Below are 22,149 nucleotides of genomic sequence, written 5' to 3' on the forward strand. Positions count from 1 at the left end.
CGCCCCGCCTCACCTGGTCCGGCGGCGGATAGGAAGCGTGGCGTGGATCTTCTCGGCGGCTTCCCTGGCGGCGTTCTTGCTCTGGAGAGCGCGCTCCGCGCGGGCGTGCTGCTCGCTCTGGCGGGACAGGTCGAGCAAGCGGGCGACAGGCGTGGTGGGTTGTTCCGCGAGGTTCTCGAGCACGGCGCGCAGGGAGTGTTCGAGCACCTGGAGCGTCTCGAGATCGAAGAGGTCCGTCGCGTAGTTCATGTCGACGTGGACGTCGTTCCCGTCGACGATGAAGCCGAGGACGAGGTCGAGCTCGGCGCCCTGGGCGCTGAGCTCGACGGGCTCGACGCTCAGGTCGCTGAGGCTGCCGCGGCCGGCGAGGCGTCGCGCGCGCTCCTGGTAGATGACCTTGATGCCGAAGAACGGCGACTGGCCAAGGCGGCGCGTGGGGGCGAGGACCTTGACGACCTCGTCGAAGGGGACGTCCTGGTGCTCGAGGGCCTCGACCACGCTGGCGTGGAGCTTCGCCAGCCACTCCTGCGCGGCGGCGCCTCTGTCGACCCTGAGCTCGAGGACGAGCTGGTTGACGAAGAAGCCGACGACACCTTCGATCTCGAGCTGGACGCGGCCGGCGGAGTCGGTGCCGATGCGAAAGCGCTCGAGGCCCGAGCGCTGGCTGGCGACGACGGCGAAAGCGCCGAGCAGCAGGGGGAACAGCGTGACCTGGCTCTGCGCGCCGAGGGCGCGCAGGCGGGCCACGAGCTCGGGGCTCAGGTCGAAGCGGTGGTTGTGGCCGCGGAAGCTGGGCTGGGCGGGCCGCGCGCGATCGGTCGGCAGCTCGAGGATCGGGCACTCCCCGCGCAGCCCTTGCCTCCAGTACTCGAGCTGACGCGCCTCTTCGCCACCGTCGAGCCAGGCCTTCTGCCACACGGCGTAGTCGGCGTACTGGATCGGCAGGGGCGAGAGCGAGGGCTGCGCGCCGCGCGCGAGGCTCGCGTAGAGATGCGTGAACTCGTCCATCACCACGTCGAGGGACCAGCCGTCGCTGATGGCGTGATGCATGGTCACGAGCAACACGTGCTCGTCGGCGCCGAGCCGCCACAGGTGGGCGCGCACGAGCGGCCCTCTCTCCAGGTCGAAGGGGCGGCGGCTCGCGGCGTCCAGGTCGCGTCGCAGCGCGGCCTCGCGCTCCACGGCAGACCCCTCCAGGCGCGCGTGCGCGAGCGGGAGTGAGCGCGGTGGGTCGATCACCTGCCGCGGCTCGCCGTCGGCGCTGAGCACGAAGCGGGTGCGCAGCGACTCGTGGCGGACCACGAGCGCGTCGAGCGCTCCGGACAGCGCGGCGGCGTCGAGCGGGCCTCTCAGGCGCACGGCGCAGGGCATGTTGTACGCGGAGCCGTTCGGCTCGAGCTGCCACAGGAACCACAGGCGGCGCTGCGCCGCCGAGAGGGGCAGGGGACCGCTGCGCGGCTGCGGCACGAGCGGCGGGCGCCGGACGCCGCCGTGCTCTCTGGCCCGCTGCGCGGCGCGATCGATCGCCGCCGCGAGATCGCCGAGCTGGCGACGCTCGAACAGCACGCGCAGCGGCAGCTCGACGCCGAACTCGTGGGCGACGCGGCTCGCGACGCGCGTCGCCAGGAGCGAGTGGCCACCGAGCTCGAAGAAATCGTCGCGCGCGCCGAGCTGGTCGACGCCGAGCACCTCTTGCCAGATATGGGCGAGCCTCTGCTCGGTCTCGTTGCGGGGGCGCACGTAGGCCCGGGTCGACTCGCGCTCGCTCGCCGCGAGCAACGCCTTGCGGTCGAGCTTGCCGTTCGCGGTGATCGGCACGGCGTCGACGAGCACGAGGCGCGACGGGACCATGTAGCTCGGCAGCCGCTGCTCGAGCTGCTCGCGCAGCGAGGTCGTCAGGTGCTGCCGCGTGCGCGCCAGCTCCGGATCGTTGGTGAGCCCGCGCCAGCCGCCGTCGGGCGCAGAGAGCTCGATCGGCGCCGCGCTCGGCTCGAAGCGGGCGGGGTGCTCGCGCTCCTCTAGCTCGACATCGAAGCGCCCGTCCGCGTCTCCCGGGGTCCAGCGCACGCGCACGTCGTAGCCGTGCGCGTCGCCCAGCGCCCAGAAGCTCTCGGGGTCGAGGCCGCGCGGCTCGATCGCCTCGAACCGCGCGCGCAGGTCGGCCACCGTCGCGCCGTCGCCGAGCTCGGTGAGCCAGCGCAACAGCGCCCGATCGCGGGACAGGCGGCGGTTCTCCACGCGCGAGACCGAGAGCGATCGCGGGCGTTCGCTCCGGAGCAGGCCGTCGAGCTCGGCGAGCGGGCGATCGGCGCGCCACTCGCGCGGCGGGATCTGCGGCGCCCCACGGCGGGCGCGCGTCAAGATCGCGTCGTAGCGGTAGCGGCTGAGCTCATTGTCGTGCGGGGTGCGCTGCAACTCGAGGCTGACGTGCACGCCGGCCGAGCGGCCCAGCGCGCGGAACAGGTCGGGGGCGACCAGGAGCTCCGTCTCCTGGGCGAGCGCGCGCTCGATGCGACGCCCGAGCTCGCCGAGCGGCAGCTCGTCGGGCGCGCGCGCGAGCTGTACGGAGGCGTGGAACGCCCGCGCCAGGTCGAGCGAGCGCACGTCGCCGACGAACACGCGGCCGCCGGGCTGCACCACGGAGAGCGCGCCCTCGAGGGCCCGCGCCAGGTACTCGGCGTTCGGGAAGTACTGCACCACGGAGTTGAGCACCACGAGATCGAAGAGGCGGGTATCGAGGCCGGACCAGTCGCTCGCGTCCCGGTGCAACAGCTCGATGTGCGCGAGGCCCTGTTGCCCGGAGGCCCAGGCACGGAGGTTCTCTATCGCCCGCCTCGAGACGTCCGTGCCGACGTACACGTCGGCGCGCGGCGCCACGTGCTGCGCGACGAGGCCCACCCCGCAGCCGATCTCGAGCACGCGCCGCGGCGCCGACTCGAGCATCCGCGCGACGGCCGCCGCAAGCCAGCGCTGCATGTGGGCCTCGGGGATCGGCGCGCCGGTGTAACTGTCGTTCCAGCCGACGAAGCTCGGCGCGCGGCTCTCGGGGGCCTCCGCGTAGGCGCTGTCGAAGACGGAGCCCCACTCGGCGGTGCGGGCGCGGTCGCCGTCGCTCGCTCGAGACGGCTCGAACCGCTCGAGCTCCGGCACCACGAAGGCGACGAGCTCGCGCTGACCGGACGGGTCGTCGCGCACAAGCGCCACCGCCTGGCGCACGAGCTCGAGCTCACCGAGCCGCTGCTCGATCTCGCCGAGCTCGATGCGGTGGCCGCGGACCTTGACCTGATGATCGACGCGGCCCTGGTACTCGATGGCGCCGTCCGCGCGGAAGCGGCAGAGGTCGCCGGTGCGGTACAGCCGCGCGCCGGGCTCGCTCGAGAGCGGGTCCGGCACGAAGCGCTCGGCGGTCAAGCCCGGGCGGCGGTGGTAACCGCGGGCGAGCCCCACCCCGCCGATGTAGAGCTCACCGGTGACCCCCGCCGGCAACGGCTGGAGCGCGGCGTCGAGCACGTGCAACGTGATGTTGGCGATGGGGCGCCCGATCGGTACGCCGTCGTCGACGCCGCCGCGGCACGGCCAGTGGCTGACGTCGATCGCCGCCTCCGTCGGACCGTAGAGGTTGAAGAGCTCCGCCGGGTGCTGCTCGAGCACCTGCCGCGCGAGCGGGAGCGGCAGCGCCTCGCCGCTGCACAGGATGCGGCGGATGGATGTGCGCCCCCTGAGCTTTCCGGCGGCCACGAAGGCCTGCAGCATGGAGGGCACGAAGTGCAGCGTCGTCACCTGGGCGGCGTCGATCACGCGCGCGAGCTCCGCCGGGTCGCGCTGCGCGCCGGGCGGCGCCATCACGATCGTGGCGCCGGTGATCAGCGGCCAGAAGAACTCCCAGACGGAGACGTCGAAGCTGAACGGCGTCTTCTGCAGCACGCGATCGGCAGGCGTCAGGCGGTAGGCGTCCTGCATCCAGCGCAGGCGGTTGTGGAGCCCGCGGTGCGTGTTGCCGCAGCCCTTGGGCTGCCCGGTGGAGCCCGAGGTGTAGATGCAGTAGGCGAGGTGATCGGGGTGCGTGAGGTTCGGCAGGTCGTGCGCGTCCTCGGGCGACACCCCGGATGCACCCGGCGCGTCGAGGCACCAGCGCTCCGCCGGGAGCCCCGCGAGCCGCTGCTCGAGGCGGCCCTGGGTGAGCAACAGCTCGACCCCGCCGTCGGTCACCATGAAATGCAGGCGCTCGTTCGGGTAGTCCGGATCGAGGGGCACGTAGGCGCCGCCCGCCTTCAGCACCGCGAGCAACGCGACGACGAGCTCGACGGAGCGCTCCATGCACACGCCGACCAGGCGATCGGGGCCGACGCCGGCCCGCCGCAAGCGGCGGGCGAGCGCGTTGGCGCGCGCCTCTAGCTCGCCGTAGCTGAGCCGTTCGTCTCCGAAGATCACCGCGCTCGCGTCCGGGGCCCGAGCGCTCGTGGCCTCGACGAGCTCATGGATGCAAAGCTCTTCCGGGAACGCGCTCTGCGTCTGGTTCCAGAGAGCCTGTTCGCCGAGCTCGGCGGCGGACGCGAGCGTCAAGTCGCCTATCGGGCGTTCGCCGGCCGCCGGCAGCGACAGCAGCAGGTGCTCGAAGCGCCGGCTGAGCGCCTCCACTCGAGCCAGGTCGAAATGGGGACGCCAGTAGCCGAGCGCGTACTCGAGGCGGCCTTCCAATGTGACCTGGAGCGTCAGCGCGTAGTTCGTCAGGCCCACGCCCTCGACGTCGGAAAGCGTCACCTCGCCCCGAGCTGCCTCGCGCAGCGCGCGGTCGACCGGGTAGTTCTGGAACGCCAGCAGCGTATCGAAGAAGGCCTGGCCGTTGCCTGCGCCCCAGCGCTGGATCTCGTGCAGCGGCGTGTGATCGTGCTCGCGCGACTCGGAGTTGTTCTCCTGGAGCTGGCGCAAGAACGCGCCCAGCGTCTGGCTCGGCGCGGGCCCCGCGATCACGGGCAGGGTGTGGATGAACGGACCGAGCAACGTCTCCACGCCGGGCAGCGCCGCCGGCCGGCCCGAGACCGCCGCGCCGAAGGCGACCGTGCGCTGGCGGGTATAGCGCTGGAGCAGCAACACCCACGCCGCCTGGACGACGGTGTTCAGCGTCACGCGCTGCTCCTTGGCGAACTTCACGAGCCGCGCCGTCTGCTCGCGATCGAGCCCGCCGCCGAGCACGCCATGGCCATTCTCGCGTTGCGGCTCGCCAAGCCCATCGGGGCAGAGCAGCGTCGGCTGTCCCAGCCCCTCGAGCTGCTTCTTCCAGAACGCCTCGCTGGCGCGCCAGTCCTTGCGAGCGAGCCAGGCGATGTAGTCCTTGTAGCGCGCCTGCACCGGGGGCAGCGCCTGGCCGGTGTAGAGCCGCAGCACCTCGTCGATCTGCCGCGACGAGCTCCAGCCGTCGATCAGCACGTGATGGTGCGTCCAGATCAGGTGGTAACGGCGCTCGCCCAGCCTGAGCAGGAGCACCTTCTGCAGCGGCGGGCGGCGCAGATCGAACGGCGCCGCGAGCTCCTCTCGGGCGAACGCGCGGAGCGCGTCCGGGCCGAGCTCGCGCCCGCGCACGTCGATCTCGCGACACGCGATCTCGACCCTGGCGAACACCACCTGCAGGGCGCGCTCGGGCAAGAAGCCGGTGCGCAGGATGTCGTGGCGATCGTAGACCGCTTGCCAGGCGGCGCGGAAGCGAGCGACGTCGAGCCCGTCGATGGTCACCCGAACCTGGTTCACGTACACGCCGGAATCGGGGCTGTAGAGGGAGTGGAACAGCATGCCCTGCTGCACGGGCGACAGCGGGTACGCGTCGGCGATCTGCTCGCGGCGCGCGCCGAGGCTCTCGAGCTCGGCGTCGCTGAGCGTGACGGGCGGCAGCGCCGGCGCCGCCGCATCGGCGGCCCCCGGAGCGGCCTGGCCCTCGGCCGCCTCCGCCTGCAGCGCCAGGGCCTCCAGCGTCTGGTGCTGGAAGATGTCGCTCGGGCGCAGCGTGATGCCGGCCCGCCGGGCGCGGCTGACCACCTGGATTGCGATGATCGAGTCGCCGCCGATCTCGAAGAAGTTGTCGCGCACGCCCACGCGCGTCACCCCGAGCAGGTCACGCCAGATCTCGGCCAGCTCGGCCTCGCGTCGCGTGCGCGGCGCGGCGTAAGGCGCGCTCGACTCGGGCGCGTCCATGGCCGCGAGCGCCTCGCGGTCGACCTTGCCGTTCGGCGTCAGCGGGAGCTGACTGAGCACGGTGAACTGCGCGGGAAGCATGTAGTCGGGCACGCGCCGCTCGAGGTGCTGCCGGAGCCGAGGGCCCAGACCCTGCTTCAGCTTCGCCAGCAGCGGATCGTTGGCGTAGCTCGCCCAGGGCCGAGCGGGCGCCTCAGCGCGCGCCGGACCGCCATGCGCCACGGCAGCTCCTGCGCGCGGGTCCTCGAACAGCACGTCGAACGCGCCCTCCGCGCCGTCCGGCGACCAGCGCACCTGGACGCGATAGCCGTGCGCCTCGCCGAGCGCCCAGTAGTCCTCCGGCTCCTCGCCGTCGCGCGCCGCGGTGGCCAGCGTCGAGCGCAGCTCGGTCACGCTCGAGCGCGGATCGCCACTCTCGAGCGCGCGCCACAGGGCGCGATCGAGCGATAGCCGGCGATTCGGGAGCCCCCTTAGCAGCACGCGCTCGGGGCGGCTCGCGAGCCGGGCCTCGAGCTCGGCGATGGTGTTCACGCCCGACGCGGGCGCGCCGTCCCAGCCCGTGCTCGCGGACCCGAAGCGCAGCACCACGTCGTAGCGATAGCGGCAGAGCTCGTTGTCGTCGTGGCCGCGCTTGAGCAGCACCTCGGCGCGCCCGCCGTTCGCGCGCGCCCAGGCATCGAACAGGCCGGGATCGAGCACGAGCTCCTTGTCGTGCGCCATGGCTCGCTCGACGCGCCGCCTGAGCTCGCCGAGGTGGCAGCCGTCTGCCGCCTTGGCCAGCTCGACGCTGGCGTGGAAGAACCCGAGGAGCGGCCTGGAGCGCACGTCACCGACGAACAGCGCCCCTCCCGGATCGAGCACGGCGCGCGCGCCGTCGAGCACGCCGATCAAGTAGTCGACGTCCACGAAGTACTGGACGACGGAGTTGAGCACGACCGCGTCGAAGCGACGGGCGCCGAGGCCACCGAAATCGAGGGCCTCGCGCTGGAGCAGCTCCACGTGATCGAAGCCCGAGCGCGTGCCGAGCCAGCTGCGCAAGTCGCGGAGCGCCTTGGCGGAGAAATCGCTGCCCACGTATTCCCGGCTCTCGGGCGCCAGGTGCTCGAGCAAGAGCCCGATGCCGCAGCCGATCTCCAGCACGCGCTCGGCGCCGAGCGCGCGCAGGCGCGACAGGGTGTGCTCGAGCCAGTGTTGCATCTCGCCCTGCGCGATCGGGGCGCCGGTGTAGCTGCTGTTCCAGCCCGTGAACGTGGGGCCCGTGGTCGTTGTGTCGACGGCGTAGGCGCCGTCGAAGACGGCTTGCCACTCCTCGGTGGCCTCGCTCGTCAGGCGGCTCTCCTCGGCGGCCCCGAGCGCCCGCAGCGCCGCGTCGTCCGGGACGACGTACGCCAGGAGGCGCGTGTCCGACTCGCTGCCGCGCTGAGCGAGCACGATCGCGCTGTCCACGGCCTCGTGCTCGAGGAGGCGCGCCTCGATCTCGCCGAGCTCGATGCGGTGGCCGCGCACCTTGACCTGATGGTCCCTGCGCCCGACGAACTCCAGGCCGCCGTCGGCCCGGCGCCGCACCCGATCGCCGGTGCGGTACATGCGCGCGCCGGGCTCCGCCGACAGCGGGTCGGGCAAGAAGCGCTCGGCGGTCAGGCCCGGCTGCCCGGCGTAGCCGCGCGCCAGCGTCGCGCCGCCGATGTAGAGCTCGCCGGTGACGCCGGGCGGCACCCAGCCGAGCGCGCCGTCCAGCAACGAGGCGCGGGCGTGACGGATCGGCGTTCCGATCGGCACGACGCGCGCGGGCAGCTCACCGTGGCTCCGCCAGAACACGGCGTCGATGGCCGTCTCCGTCGGCCCATACAGGTTGCACAGACCCGCCGGGCGCACGCGCGTGACCTGACGCAGCAGATCGAGCGGCACGGCCTCGCCGCCGCAGAACAGGTGATCGAGCCGCCCCAGGCTGTCCGGCGCGTTCGACTCGGCCAGCAAGAGCTGGAGCAGCTGGGGCACCACCTGCAGCACCGTCACGCTGTCGCGCTCGATCTGCGCGAGCAGCGCGGCGGGGTCGTGCAGCACGCCCGGGTCGCCGAGCACCAGCTCGCCGCCGGTCATGAGCGGCAGCCAGAACTCCCACACCGAGGCGTCGAAGCTGACGGGCGTCTTCTGCAGCACGCGAGCGCTGGAGTCGAACCCGAACTCCTCGATCATCCAGTCCATGTGCGCGAGCAGCGCAGCGTGGGTGAGCAGCGCGCCCTTCGGCTTGCCGGTGGAGCCCGACGTGTAGATGCAGTACGCCAGGTTCTGCGGGTGCAGGGGAGCGGCGTCGAAGCCCGCCATGGCGGACGCGCACGACGCTCCGAGCGGGCTCGGGAGCTCTCGGCAGGCGACGCCGAACCCGGCCAGCCGCGATCGGAGCGCGCCCTGGGTCAACACGAGGCCGACCGCGCCGTCCTCGATCATGTGGCGCAAGCGAGCGTCCGGGTAGCTCGGGTCGAGCGGCAAGTACGCCCCGCCTGCCTCGAGGATGCCGAGCAAGCCAACGACCATCTCGAACGAGCGCTCGGCGCACAGGCCGACGACGACGTCGGGGCCGACGCCGGCCGCGCGCAGCTCGCGCGCCAGGCGCCGCGCCGCGCCGACGAGCTCCGCGTAGCTCAGCGTCGCGTCCCCGGAGCGCACGGCCACGGCGTCGGGCCGCTCCAGCGCGCGCGCGGCGACGCGCTCTTGCACCGTCCCGCCGGCGGCGTGCGGCGCGAAGCCCTGGTTCAGCGCAGCGTGCCAGCGCGCTGGCTCGTCCGGCGCGTACATCGCCAGCCGATCGACGCGCTCGCGCGGGTCCGCCACGATCGCCGAGAGCAGGCAGACCCAGTGGCTCGCGAAGCGCGCGATGGTCTCCGGCTCGAACAGGTCCCTGGCGTACGTGAAGCTCGCGCGCAGGCCGCGCGCGCTCTCGGTGGCGTTCAACGTGAGGTCGAACTGGGTGCTCGACAGCTCGCGCTCGAACGGGCGTACGCGCAAGCCTCCGACCTCGCCGAGCTCGTCGCGCCGGCTCCACTGATAGTTGAACGAGACCTGGAAGAGCGGGTGATGATTCAGGCTGCGCTGCGGCGCCAGCGCCTCGACCAGGCGCTCGAACGGAAGATCCTGGTGCTCTTGCGCCTCCAGCGTGGCGCGCCGCAGCTGCTCGACGAAGCTCTCGAACGAGGGATTCCCGCTCAGATCGCCGCGGATGACCAGCGCGTTGACGAAGAAGCCGACAAGGCCCTCGATCTCGGCGCGGTTTCTGTTCGCCACCGTGATGCCGACCCGCACATCGCTTGCCCCGCTGAGGCGATGCAAGAGCACCTCGTAGCTCGCCAGCAGCACGGTCGCCAGCGTCGCCTGGCAGCGCTGCGCCAGCGCTTGCAGCTGACGCACAAGGTCCGGGTCGAGCGCCACCTCGTGCTCTCCGCCTCGGTAGCTGGACGCGAGCGGACGCGCGCGATCGCTCGGCAGATCGAGCAACGGCTGCGTCTCGCCGAGCGTGCGCTTCCAGTACGCGAGCTGACGCTCGCCCTCGCCCGCCTCCAGGAAGCTCCGCTGCCAGAGGGCGTAGTCCGCGTATTGCACCGGCAGCGCGGGCAGGTCCGGCGGCGCGCCGCCGCTGATCTGCGCATAAAGACGGGCGAAGTCCTCGATGATGACGTTCATCGACCAGCCGTCGGAGATGACGTGGTGCATCGCCACGGCGAGCACGTGCCGCTCGGCCTCGAGCCGGATCAGCCGCACGCGAAGCAGCGGGCCGCGCGCCAGATCGAACGGTTGCTCGACGGTCTTGCGCACCAGATCGGCGGCGCGCTCCTGCCGCTCGCGGCCGCGCAGGTGCGAGAGCTCCTCGACCGACAGCGAGAGCGGCTGATGGGCGTGGATGAACTGCATCGGCTGCCCGTCGTCGCCGGGCACGAACAGCGTGCGCAGCGCCTCGTGGCGCTGGATCAGGGCGTCGAACGTGCGCGCGAGCGCGCGCTCGTCGAGCGGGCCCTCGAGCACGAGCGCGCTCGACATGTTGTATGCGGGGCTGAGCGGATCGAGCTGCCACAGGAACCAGAGTCGGCTCTGGGCGTAGGAAGCAGGCAGGCGCTGGGTCCCCTCCGCGCGCGCGGGGATCGGCAACAGCTCGAAGGCGATGCCGCGAGCCCTGAGCTGTCCGAGGAGGCGCTGGCGCTCCTCCACGCTCGCGCGCGAGAGGCGCCGCGACAGGGCCAACATCATATCTGCTTGGGTGGTCACTGCGTTTCCTCCTGCGCGAGCAGCTCTGCGACGAAGAGCAAGTCGTCGGCGGCGAGCGCTCGCGAGCTTCCTTGCACGACACGCTCGAATTGCTCGAGCGATTGGGTCTCGAAGAGGTGGCGCAGCGGCACGTCCGCCGAGAGCTCCGCGCGGATGCGGGAGATCACGCGCGTCGCGAGCAGGGAATGGCCGCCGAGCGCGAAGAAGTTGTCGCTCAGCCCGACGCGCTCGACGTCCAGCACCTCGCGCCAGATCTCGGCCAGCTTCGAGCCGAGCTCGGTCCGCGGCGCGACGTACTCGGCGCCGCCGGCGCGCCCGGGGCGGGGCAACGCGCGCCGGTCGATCTTGCCGTTCTGCGTCAGCGGCAGCGCGTCGAGCACCATCAGCTCCGCGGGCACCATGTGCGCTGGCAGCGTGGCGCGCAGCGCCCGGCTCAAGCGCGCGGCGAGCGCCTGCGGATCATGAGGTGTGCCGCCTGCAGCGCTCGCCACCACGTAGCCCACGAGCTCGGGTCCGCTCGCGCCGGGCTGCGCCACGACGACGGCCTGGCGCACCGCTTCCTCCTCCAGCAAGCGCGCCTCGATCTCGCCGAGCTCGATGCGGTGACCACGGATCTTCACCTGATGGTCGAGGCGGCCCAGGTGCTCGAGCGCGCCGTCGGCGTGGCGCCGCACGAGATCGCCAGTCCGGTACATGCGCGCGCCGGGCTCGGACGACAGCGGGTCGGGCACGAAGCGCTCGGCGGTGAGCGACGGGCGGCCGTGGTAGCCGCGGGCCAGGCCCTGACCACCGATGTAGAGCTCGCCGGCCGCATCGCCTGGCACCGTATCGAGCGTCGCCCCGAGCACATGAAGCGAGGTGTTCGCGAGCGGGCGGCCGATGAGCGGCTCGGGCGACGCGGGATCGATGCGCTGCAGGCTCGACCAGACCGTGGTCTCCGTCGGGCCGTAGACGTTCCACAGCTCCGGGCTCCAGGCGCTCAGGCGTCGTGCCAGGTCGCCCGGCAACGCCTCACCGCCGGACAGCGCGCGCCGGCCGCTGAGCCGATCGAGCGCGCCGCTCTCGTCGAGCATGCGCCAGGTGGACGGCGTGGCCTGGATCATCGTGACGCCGTGTCGATCGATGGCGCTCGCCAGCGCCGCCGGGTCGCGCGCGGTCTCCCGCGGGGCGAGCACCACGGCGCCGCCGGCGCACCACGGCAGGTAGATCTCGAGCGCCGAGATGTCGAACGAGAGCGAGGTGAGGCCGAGCACGCGGTCCGCGGCCGTCACCCCGGGCTGCTCGCGCATGCTGGCCAGGAAGTTGACGAGGCTTCTGTGAGAGACCTCGACGCCCTTGGGCTGACCCGTCGAGCCCGACGTGTAGATGCAGTACGCCAGGTGCTCGGGCCGCAAGGCCACGCGGGGCGCCGTCGCCGGGTGCTGCTCGGCGCGCGCAAGGTGCTCGTCCATGCAGAGCACGGGCAGCGGCGTCGGCGGCCGCCCCTCGAGCAGGCGGCGCTCGCTCACCAGGAGCGCGAGCCCGCTGTCCTGCATCATGAACGCCAGCCGCTCCAGCGGGTACTCGGGATCGAGCGGCACGTAGGCGCCGCCCGCTTTCAGGATACCGAGCAGGGCCACTGGCAGATCGAGCGAGCGATCGAGGCACAGGCCGACCAGCACGTCGGGGCCCACCCCGAGCTCGCGCAGGTGGTGGGCCAGGCGGTTGGCGCGCGCGTCGAGGGCCGCGTACGAGAGCGTCGCGTCGCCGCACACAACGGCCACGGCGTCCGGCGTGCGCTGGCGCTGCTGCTCGAACCAGGCGTGAACGGTGCTGGGCACGGCGTGCTCGCGCGCCGTCGCGTTCCAGCGCGACAGCCGCGAGCGCTCGGCGGCCGTGCTCCACGGCAGCGCGCCGAGCCGCTGCTCCGGCGCGCGCGCCAGCTCGAGCACGATGCGCTCGAGCGCGGCGCCGAGCTCCGACGCCCGCTGCGCGTCGAACAGCGCGCGCGCGTAATCGAGCTTGAAGCGGAGCGTGCTCCCCGCGTTGACCATCACGCTGAGCGCGTAGCTGGTCAGATCGACGGACGCGACGCGGTCGAAGACGACATCGCCCTTCCTGCCGGCGCCGAGCGCCTCGTCGAGCGGGTAGTTCTCGAACACCACGATCGTGTCGAACAGCGACTGGCCACCTTGGCCCGCCCAGCGCTGGATCTCGTGCAGCGGCGTGTGCTCGTGCTCGCGCGCCTCGACGCCGTCGGCCGCGAGCGCGCGCAGGAAGTCGGCCACGCGCGCCGCCGGATCGAGCCGGCCGATCACCGGGACGGTGTTGATGAACAGGCCGACGCGGGACTCGGCTCCTCGCAGGCCAGCCGGGCGCCCGGCGACCGTGGCCCCGAACACCGGCCTGTCTTGCCCGGTGGTTCGCTGCAGCAGCAAGAGCCATGCGCCCTGCACCAGCGTGTTCAGCGTGATGCGCTCGCGCCGCGTGAACCGCACGAGCATGGCAGTGTCCTCTGCCGACATGTGCACCACGTGCTCGCCGCGCCCACGCGCCTCGCCCCCGCGCGGCGAGCTGCCAGCGAGCGACGTGGGCTCGGCGAACGCCGCGAGCCGACCCCTCCAGAAACGCTCGTCCGCCCCCAGATCGCGCCGCGCCAGCCACTCGACGTACTCGCGGTAGCTCCCGGGCTTCGCGGCGAGCGACTCGCCCGTGTAGATCCGGACCACCTCCTCCAGCACGCGCGCGGTGCTCCAGCCGTCCATCAGCACGTGGTGATGGGTCCAGATGAAGCGAAAGCTCTGCTCACCGAGCCGCGCCAGCAGCAGGCGCATCAGGGGCGGTCGCTCGAGATCGAAGCCGGCGGCGCGCTCCTCGCGCGCAAGCCGCTCGAGCGCCGCGTCGCTCGCGTCGCCGTCGCGCAGATCGAGCTCGCGCAGCTCGGCGCGGACGCTCCGCGAGACCACCTGGAAGAAGCCGCCGTCGCGGCGCGCGTGGAAGCTGGTGCGCAGGATCTCGTGGCGCGCGATCACCTGCTGCCAGGCCTGCGCGAAGCGCTCGGGATCGATGCCGTGGACGTGAGCCGCGAGCTGGCACACGTACAGGTCCTCTCCAGGGCTGTATGCCGCGTGGAACAAGAGCCCCTGTTGCATCGGCGTGAGCGGGTAGACGTCTGCGACGTCCCGGGGCCTGAGCGGCAGCGCCTCGAGCTCCGCGGCGTCGAGCGCGGCGAGCGGGAAATCGGACGGGGTCAGGCAGCCCGCGTCGGGGCTCATCGCGTGTCGGATCAACAGATCCAGCTCGCGCTGGTAGGACGCGGTCAGGCGCGCGACCGTCTCCGCGTCATACATCTCGCTGCTGTAGCTCACGCCGATCTCGAGCTCGTCCCCTGAGACCTGGCCGTGCACGTTCAACCAGTTGCCGAGCGGCGCCGAGCCGCTCTGGATGGGGCCGGGGCTCTCGGGCGCGAGCTCGAAGGCGGCGCCACGGCCGAAGCTCGGATCGAGCTGGCCGAGGTAGTTGAAGGTGACGCGCGCGCGCGGCATGCGCGCGAGCCGCTCGCGGAGCTCATCGGCGCCGAGCTCCGCGTACACGCCGAACCCCAGCCCACCGCGCGGCACGCTGCGCAGCGTGTGCTTGGTGGACAGGATCGCTTCCTTCAGGCTCGCGTCGTCGTCGCCCAGCGCGGGCGCCAGGCGCACCGGGAACATGCTCGTGAACCAGCCGACGGTCCGGCTCGCGTCGACCCCGTCGAAGCAGTCCTGTCGTCCGTGGCTCTCGAGCTCGATCCACGCCGAGCGCTCGCCGGTGAAGCGGCGCAGCGCGCGCCCGAGGGCCGCGAGCAAGAGGTCGTTGACCTGCGTCCGGTAGGCTTCGGGCGCGGCGCGCAGCAGCTGCCCGGTGCGCGCCGCGTCGAGGCGAAAGCTCGCGGTCCGGCGGTGTCTCACGAGCGCCTCGCCGGCCGCGCGATCGCGCGGCAGCTCCGCCGGCGCGGGCTGCTCCGCGAGCGCGAGCCAGTACGCGAGCTCGGCCGGCTCCGGCTCTCGAGCGAGCGCCTCGAGCGTCTCGCCCCAGCGCTTGAAGCTGCTGGTCTTGACGCCCAGAGACGGCGCCTCGCCGGACGCGAGCCTCGCGAGCGCGACCCCCAGGTCCTCGAGCAACACACGCCAGGAGACGCCGTCGACGACGAGGTGGTGGGCCGCCAGGAGCAGCCGCGCCTCGCCGGCAAGGTCGATGAGCGCCGCGCGCAGCAGCGGCCCGCGGTCGAGCTCGAAGCGCCGCTGGACGTCCGCGCACACGCGCTCGAGCTCCTCCGCATCCCGCGCCGTGAGCTCCCAGACCAGGTCCTCGCCGCGCACCTCGCCCGGCTCGGCATGGACCTGGCGCCAGCCGGCCGCATCTTCGCTGTAGCGCAGGCGGAGCGCGTCGTGGTGCCGGCAGATCTCCGCCAGGGCGCGCTGCAGCAGGCCGGCGTCGAGCGGCCCCTTCGGGCGCAGCAGCAGCGCCTGGTTGTAGTGGTGGCGCTCCGGCATCGGCTCGCTGAAGAAGCGGCGCTGCACCGGCGTCAGCGGCGCGGGGCCCGCGACGGGCGGCTCGGGCTCGCGCGCCGCCTCGGCCGGCGGCAGCGCCGCAGCCAGGGCGCGCACCGTCTGATGCTGGAACAGGTGCCTGGGTGAGAGCGGCAAGCCGTGCTCGCGAGCGCGGTGCACCACGGACAGCGAGAGGATCGAGTCGCCGCCGAGCTCGAAGAAGTTGTCCTCCACCCCCACGCGCTCGACGCCGAGCACATCGCGCCAGATGGCGACCAGCCGCTGCTCGAGCTCCGTCTCCGGCGCGACGTGACGACCGGCGTCGGGCGCGTCGGGCGCTGGCAGGCGCTTGCGATCGAGCTTTCCGTTCGACAGGCGCGGCAGCCGTTCGAGCACGACGATGGCGGCGGGGACCATGTAGTCCGGCAGCCGCTCGCCGAGCTGGGACCGCAGCGCCCGGCCCACGTCGCTGGACGCCGGGGCTGCATCGCCGCCGACGCCCACGTGGGCCACGAGGCGCGCGCCGCTCGGGCCAGGCACGAGCGACACCACGGCCTCGCGCACCGCGGGCAGGTCGAGCAGCCGCGCCTCGATCTCGCCGAGCTCGATGCGGTGGCCGCGCACCTTGACCTGCGCGTCGCTGCGGCCCACGAACTCCAGCGCGCCGCCCGCGGTTCGCCGCACGAGATCGCCGGTGCGATACAATCGCTCGCCGGCCGCCCAGGGGTGCGGCACGAACCGCTGCGCGGTGTCCGCGGGTCGCCCCAGGTAACCGCGCGCCAGGGCGGCGCCGCCGATGAAGAGCTCACCCGTGACGAGCGGCGGCACGGGGCAGAGCTGCGGGTCCAGCACGAACAGCTCCACGTTCGCCATGGGGCTGCCGATCGGCACGCCGCTGCCCTCGGCCTCCGGCAGGCAACGCCAGTACGCTACGTCGATGGCCGCCTCGGTCGGGCCGTACATGTTGTACAGCCGCGCCGGGTGCGCGGCGGCGCACGCGCGCGCGAGCTCGCGCGGCAAGACCTCACCCCCCACGGTCACCGCGCGCAAGGACGGACAGGCGGCGAGCTCGCCGGCCTGCACGAACGCCGCCAGCAAGGCCGGTACGAAATCGACGGCCGTGACCGCGTGGCGGCGGATCAGCTGCCCCAGCGCGGCGGGATCGCGCTCGGCCGCCGGCGCCGCGAGGACCAGCGCTGCCCCGGCCGCGAGCGGCAGCAAGAGCTCCCCCACGGACACGTCGAAGCTGAGCGACGTCCTCGCCAGCACCCGGTCGTCCGCGTCGAGCGCGAGCTCCGCTTGCAGCCAGCGCGTGCGGTTGACGAGCCCCCGATGGGTGCACCCGACCCCCTTGGGCACGCCCGTCGAGCCCGACGTGTAGATGCAATAGGCGAGCTGCTCGGGGTGTGCGGCGACGGCCACGCGCGAGCTCGGCGCAGCGCGCAGCGCGTCGGCCTCGGCGTCGAACGCCAACGTCACGACGCCGGCCGTGTCCAGCGCCGCGCTGCGGCTCGCGCCGTGCGCGAGGATCAGCCGCGCGCCGCTGTCCGCGATCATGTGCCGCAGCCGCTCCGCGGGGTAGCAGGGATCGAGCGGCAGGTACGCTGCGCCGGCCTTCAGCACGCCGAGCAACCCCACGATCGACTCGAGCGCGCGCTCGCCCGAGACGCCGACGATGTCGCCGGGGCCGACGCCGCGCGCGCGCAAGACGTGGGCGAGCTGGTTCGCGCGCGCCTCGAGCTCTGCGTACGTCCAGGCGCCGCGCTCCGAGATCACGGCGACCGCGTCGGGCGTGCGCGAGGCCTGGACCTCGAACAGCTCGTGCGCGCCAGCGACGTCGAGGCGCGCCTCCGCGCCACGCGCCCAACGCATGCTCTGGGCGAGCTCGTCAGCGCTCATCAATGGCACTGCGCCGATGCTCGCGTCCACGCCGGAGACGATCGCCTCGAGCATCCGCGTCCAGTGTCGGGCGAGGCGCGCGACCGTCTCCGGTTCGAAGCGATCCGAGCTGTAGCTGAACGCACAATGGATGTCGCCATCGACCTGGGAGGCGTCGAGCGCCAGGTCGAACTGGGCGGCGCGCGCGTCGTTCTCGACGAACTCGATCGAGAGCCCGGCCGCGCTGCGCTGGCGCTGAAATTCCCAGCTCTGCACGTTGCACATCACCTGGAACAGCGGCGTGTGCGAGGCGCTGCGCTCGGGGGCCAGCGCGTCGACGATCTGATGAAACGGCACGTCCTGATGGGACTGAGCGTCGATGGACGCGACTTTCACGCGCTCGACCAGCCCGGAGAGCGACAGGCGCGCGTCGACCTCGCAGGCCAGCACCTGCGTGTTCAGGAACGCGCCGATCAGGCCTTCGAACTCCGGCCGTGCGCGGTTGGCTACCGGGTAACCGATGCGCAGCCGGCGCTCGCCCGTGTAGCGGTGCAAGAGCGCGAGCATCGCGGCGTTGAGCAGCATCGGCACCGTGACGCCGCGCTGGACCGCGCAGCGCTCGACCGCCTCGCCGAGCGCCCGCCCCAGCCGGATGCGGTGGTAGTCCCCCCGGTAGCTCGGGCTCGCGGGACGCGGTCGATCCGCCGGCAGGTCCAGCACCGGATGCTCGTCGCCCAGCGTGCGTCGCCAGTGGTCGATTTGCCGCTCCGCCTCGCCGGACGCGAGCCAGCGACGCTGCCACACGGCGTACTCGGCGTATTGCAGCGGCAGCGGCGGCAGCGGGTCGGGCTGCCCCGCGCAGAACGCTTCATACAGCGCGACGTACTCGCGCGCGAACACGTCCATGGCCCAGCCCTCGGCGATGATGTGGTGCAACGTCACCACCAGCGCATGATCGCTCTGCGAGAGCTGGAACAGCGTGACGCGGAACAGAGGCCCTCGTTCCAGATCGAAGGGGCGCGCCGCGTCGAGCTGCGCCCTCCGCCGGAGCTCGGCCTCACGCTCGGACGCCGGCAGCGCGCTCAGATCCTCGTGCGCGATGGACACCATCCCTTGCTCGGCGATGCGCTGCACCGGCACGCCGTCGCGGCGCGGAAACGTCGTGCGCAGCGCCTCGTGGCGCGCCTGGAGGGCCGCGAGGCCCGCGGCGAGGGCGCCGACGTTCAGCGGACCACGCAGGCGCACCGCGCCGCCGACGTTGTACGCGGCGCTCTCCGGATCGAGGCTCCAGAGGAACCACATGCGCTCTTGCGCGTGCGACAGCGGCAGCGGCCGCGTGCGGTCGACAGGCTCGGGCGCGGGCTGGCGCGCGCGCCGCCCGGCCGCGAGCGCCGCCTCGACCCTGGCCACGAACGCGCCGAGATCGCGCGCCTCGAACAGATCGCGCAGCGGAAGCTCGACGTCCAGCTCGCGCCGCACGCGCGAGACGACGCGCGTCGCCAGGAGCGAGTGCCCGCCGAGCGCGAAGAAATCATCGCGCAGGCCGACGCGAGGTACGTTCAACACCTGCTGCCAGATCGCCGCCACGCGCAGCGCGACCTCCCCCTCCGGCGCCACGTGACCGCTCGCGCCCCAGACCGGCTCGGGCAAGGCCTTGCGGTCCAGCTTGCCGCTCGTCAGCCGGGGCAAGGCCTCTAGCCGCACGATCTGCGAAGGGATCAAGTGCCCTGGCAGGCGCGCCTCGAGCATGGCCTGCAAGCTCGACGTCTCCAGCGACGGCGCCGCGGCGACATACCCCACGAGCAGCGCGCCGCCCGATGGCCCCGGCCACGTGCGCGCAGCCGCCGCGCTGACGCCCGGGATCGCGGCGAGCGCCCCTTCGAGCTCGCCGAGCTCGACGCGAACGCCGCGGATCTTCACCTGCTCGTCCTGACGCCCGAGAAACTCGATCGCGCCGTCGGGGCGAAAGCGAGCCTGGTCGCCCGTGCGATACAGGCGCGATCCCGGCGGTCCGAAGGGATCCGGCACGAAGCGCTCCGCCGTCAGCGCGGCGCGGCCGAGGTAGCCGCGGGCCAGGCCGCTGCCGGCGATGCAGAGCTCACCTGGCAGGCCCCGGGGCAGCGCGCTCAGGCTGGGATCCAGGATGCGAAGCACGCTGTTCGGAATGGCCGTTCCGATAGGGACGAGGCCCTCGTCATCGGGTCGGCACGTCCAGCGACTGGCGTTGATCAGCGCCTCGGTCGGCCCGTAGCGGTTGTCGAGTCGGACCCCTGGCAGCCGCTCGAGCAGCGCGCGCGACAGCTCGGGCCCCAGCGCCTCGCCGCCCGAGAAGACGCGCTTCAGGCTGACGCAGCCGGCCGCCGTCTCCTCGGCGAGGAACTCGCGGAGCAGCGATGGCACGAAATGAAGGGTGCTGACCTCGTGGCGCTGCACCAGGCGCGCAAGCTCGCGCGGATCTTTGTGATCGCCCGGCGCGGCGATGACCACGCGCGCCCCCGCGAGCAGCGGCAAGAACACTTCCCAGACCGACACATCGAACGTGAGGGGCGTCTTGTGGAGCAGGGTCTCGCCCGGCGACACGCCATACTCGTGCTGCATCCAGGCCAGGCGCTCGGCCAGCGCGCCCCGCGTGTTCGCCACGGCCTTGGGCTGCCCGGTGCTGCCGGAGGTGTAGAGCACATAAGCGAGGTTGTCGGGGTGGCTCGGCGGCAGGAGGGGCGCCGCGGCGCGCGCGTTCTCCGGCGAGCCGCGCCCGGGCGCCGCCTCGTCCTCGTCGAGCCGCACGACGACGAGTCCGTCACGCCCCGGCAAGCGCCCGACGAGCGCGCCGTCCGTCACGACCAGGCGCACGGCTGCGTCCTCCAGATGGAACGCGAGCCGCGGCGCGGGGTGCTCGGGATCGAGGGGCAAGTACGCCGCGCCCGTCTTCAGGATCGCGAGCAGCGCCACCGGCAGCTCCAGGCAGCGCTCGAGGAACACGCCGACGATGCTCTCGGGCCCCGCGCCGACCGACGCGAGGCGCCGGGCGAGCGCGTCCGCGCGGCGATCGAGCTCTCCGTAGGCGAGGCGCTGCTCGCCGAACACCACGGCTTCAGCGCCCGGTCGGGCCTCCGCCTGGCGCCGTATCCAGTCCTCCACGCAGCCGGGCCGCGGCGTGAAGCGCGCAGCGACCCCGAGCCCGTCGAGCTCGCGCCGCTCCTCGGCCGACAACCACGCGAGCTGCCCGAGCGGCGTCGTTGGCGCGTCGAGCAGCGCCTCGAGCAGCTGGACGAAATGGCGACCGAAACGCTCCATGCGCCCGCGGTCGAACAGATCCGCCGCGTAGGTCAGCGCCGCCGAGATGCGCCCCAGCTCGTCCTCCTCGGTGTTCAGCGACAGCTCGAAGCGGGTCGCAGGCGAGTCGGCCTGGACGACACGGGCCGAGAGTCCTGGCAAGATCGAGAGCGCGCCGAGCTGCCGGCGCTGATGATTGAACATCACGTCGAACAGCGGCGTCTGGCCGGCGCCCCGCGCGCCGTCCAGGACCTCGACCAGCCTGTCGAACGGCAGCTCCTGGTGCGCCTGCGCGGCCAGCACCGTGCGCCGGCACCGGGCGAGCAGCCCCGCGAAGCAGTCGGCGTCCCGGACCTGTCCGCGCAAGACCAGCGTGTTCACGCAAAGGCCGATCACGGCCTCGGCCTCCCGGCACACCCGGTTCGCCGCCGGCGCGCCGACGCGCACGTCCGTGCGCCGCGCGTAGCGGCTGAGCAGCACCTGGAACGCCGCGAGCAACACCATGAAGACGGTGGCGTCGCGCTCGCGCGCCGCGGCCCGCACCCGCTCGCAGAGCGCCGCTCCGAGCTCGAGCTCCACGCGTCCCCCGCGCTGGCTGGGCCGGAGCGACCGCGGTCGATCGCTCGGCAGCGCGAGCGGCCCGGGGTCGTCCGCGAGCTCGCGCGTCCAGTAGTCGAGCTGTCGCGCCTCCTCCCCGGCCGCGAGGCGCTCGGCTTGCCAGTGCGCGTAGTCCGCGTACTGGACGGGCAGCGCCGCGAGCTCGGGAGCGCGCGCCGCGAGCTCGGGCGCGCGCGCCGCGCGCTCGGCGGCGTACAGCGCGCACAGCTCCGCGACGAGCACGTCCATCGAGGCGCCGTCCGCGATGGCGTGGTGCAGGCACACGCACAGCACGTGCAGCTCCGGCTCGAGCCGCACCACGCGCACCCGCCACAGCGGGCCGCGCTCCAGATCGAACGGCGCGCGCGCCTCGGCCTCGAGCCTGGCGCGCGCGGCCTGGGCGCGCTGCTCGGCGGGCAGCCCCTCGAGATCATCGACCAGGAGCTCTTCTACGCCGCGCGCCGGATCGATCTGCTGCCAGGCCCCCGCCGCGTCCTCCGGGAAGCGCGTGCGCAAGCTCTCGTGCCGCGCCTCGAGCGCCTCGAACGCGCGCCGGAGCGCCCCGAGATCCAGCGCCCCGCGCAGCTCCAGCGCTCCGCAGATGTTGTACGCCGCGCCCTCCGGGTCGAGCTGCCACGCGAAGCGCATCCGCTGCTGCGCGGCGGAGAGCGGCAAGCGTCCGGCGCGCGACACGGCCGCGATCGGCGCGAGCTTCGCGCCCGAAGGCGCCGTGGAGAGAGCCAGCGCGCGCGCGGCGCCGGCGAGGGTCGGCGACGCGAAGAACGCGCTCAGATCCAGCGCGCGCCCGAGCCGCTCCTGCACGCGCGCCGCCACTCGAGCCACGTCGATCGAGCTCCCGCCGAGCGCGAAGAAGCTCGCCGACGCGTCGATCGACGTCCTGCCCAGCACCTCGCACCAGATCTGCGCGAGCGCCCGCTCGAGCTCGTCGAGCTCGGTACCGACGCCTGGCCCAGCGGCGGCCACCTGACGCCCGCCGGCGTCGTACGTGGCGTAGCCGTGCAGCCGCTCCGCCTGCCAGAGCGCGCGGACGGCATCACGATCGAGCGCGCCCGCGGAAGTGCGCGGGAGCCCCCGCGCCGCGAGCAACACCACCCGCCGCGCGCTCTCTCCGAGCCGCGCCGCCACCTCGATCACGGCTCCTGCGAGCGCGTCCGGCTGCAGCACGGCGCGGAGCGCGTCACCGACCTCGACGGCGACGACCACCTGTCCGGGAGCGAGCCTGAACGCCGCGACGTTGCCTTCTCCGAGCACGTCGAGGTCGCTTTCAATGTGTGCTTCGAGCGCCCGAAGCTCCGGCTCCAGGCTGACCAGATTGTCCAGATTGCTCATCGTCGTCCTGTTGGCGGTCTTCAGCGCCGAAGAAAGGATGGGCCCGGCCAGGCGTCGCCACCGACGGGCCCATGGAACGCGCGCGCGCCTCTCCGAGCCG

General features: G+C 73.0%; 2 protein-coding genes. Both read right to left on the bottom strand.

What is annotated here, in order from left to right; all coding sequences use genetic code 11:
* Positions 1-9 precede the first annotated feature (9 nt).
* Positions 10-10,443: an amino acid adenylation domain-containing protein gene (locus tag WMF24_RS43275; RefSeq protein WP_437733327.1), complete on the bottom strand. Its 10,434-nt coding sequence runs from the start codon at positions 10,441-10,443 to the stop codon at positions 10-12.
* Positions 10,440-22,049, bottom strand: coding sequence for an amino acid adenylation domain-containing protein (locus WMF24_RS43280; protein WP_437733328.1), 11,610 nt, complete (start codon positions 22,047-22,049; stop codon positions 10,440-10,442). The genes WMF24_RS43275 and WMF24_RS43280 overlap by 4 nt, the downstream gene beginning before the upstream one ends.
* Positions 22,050-22,149 lie beyond the last annotated feature (100 nt).

It is taken from the genome of Sorangium sp. So ce1335 (assembly GCF_051521615.1).
Taxonomy (GTDB): Bacteria; Myxococcota_A; Polyangia; order Polyangiales; family Polyangiaceae; genus Sorangium.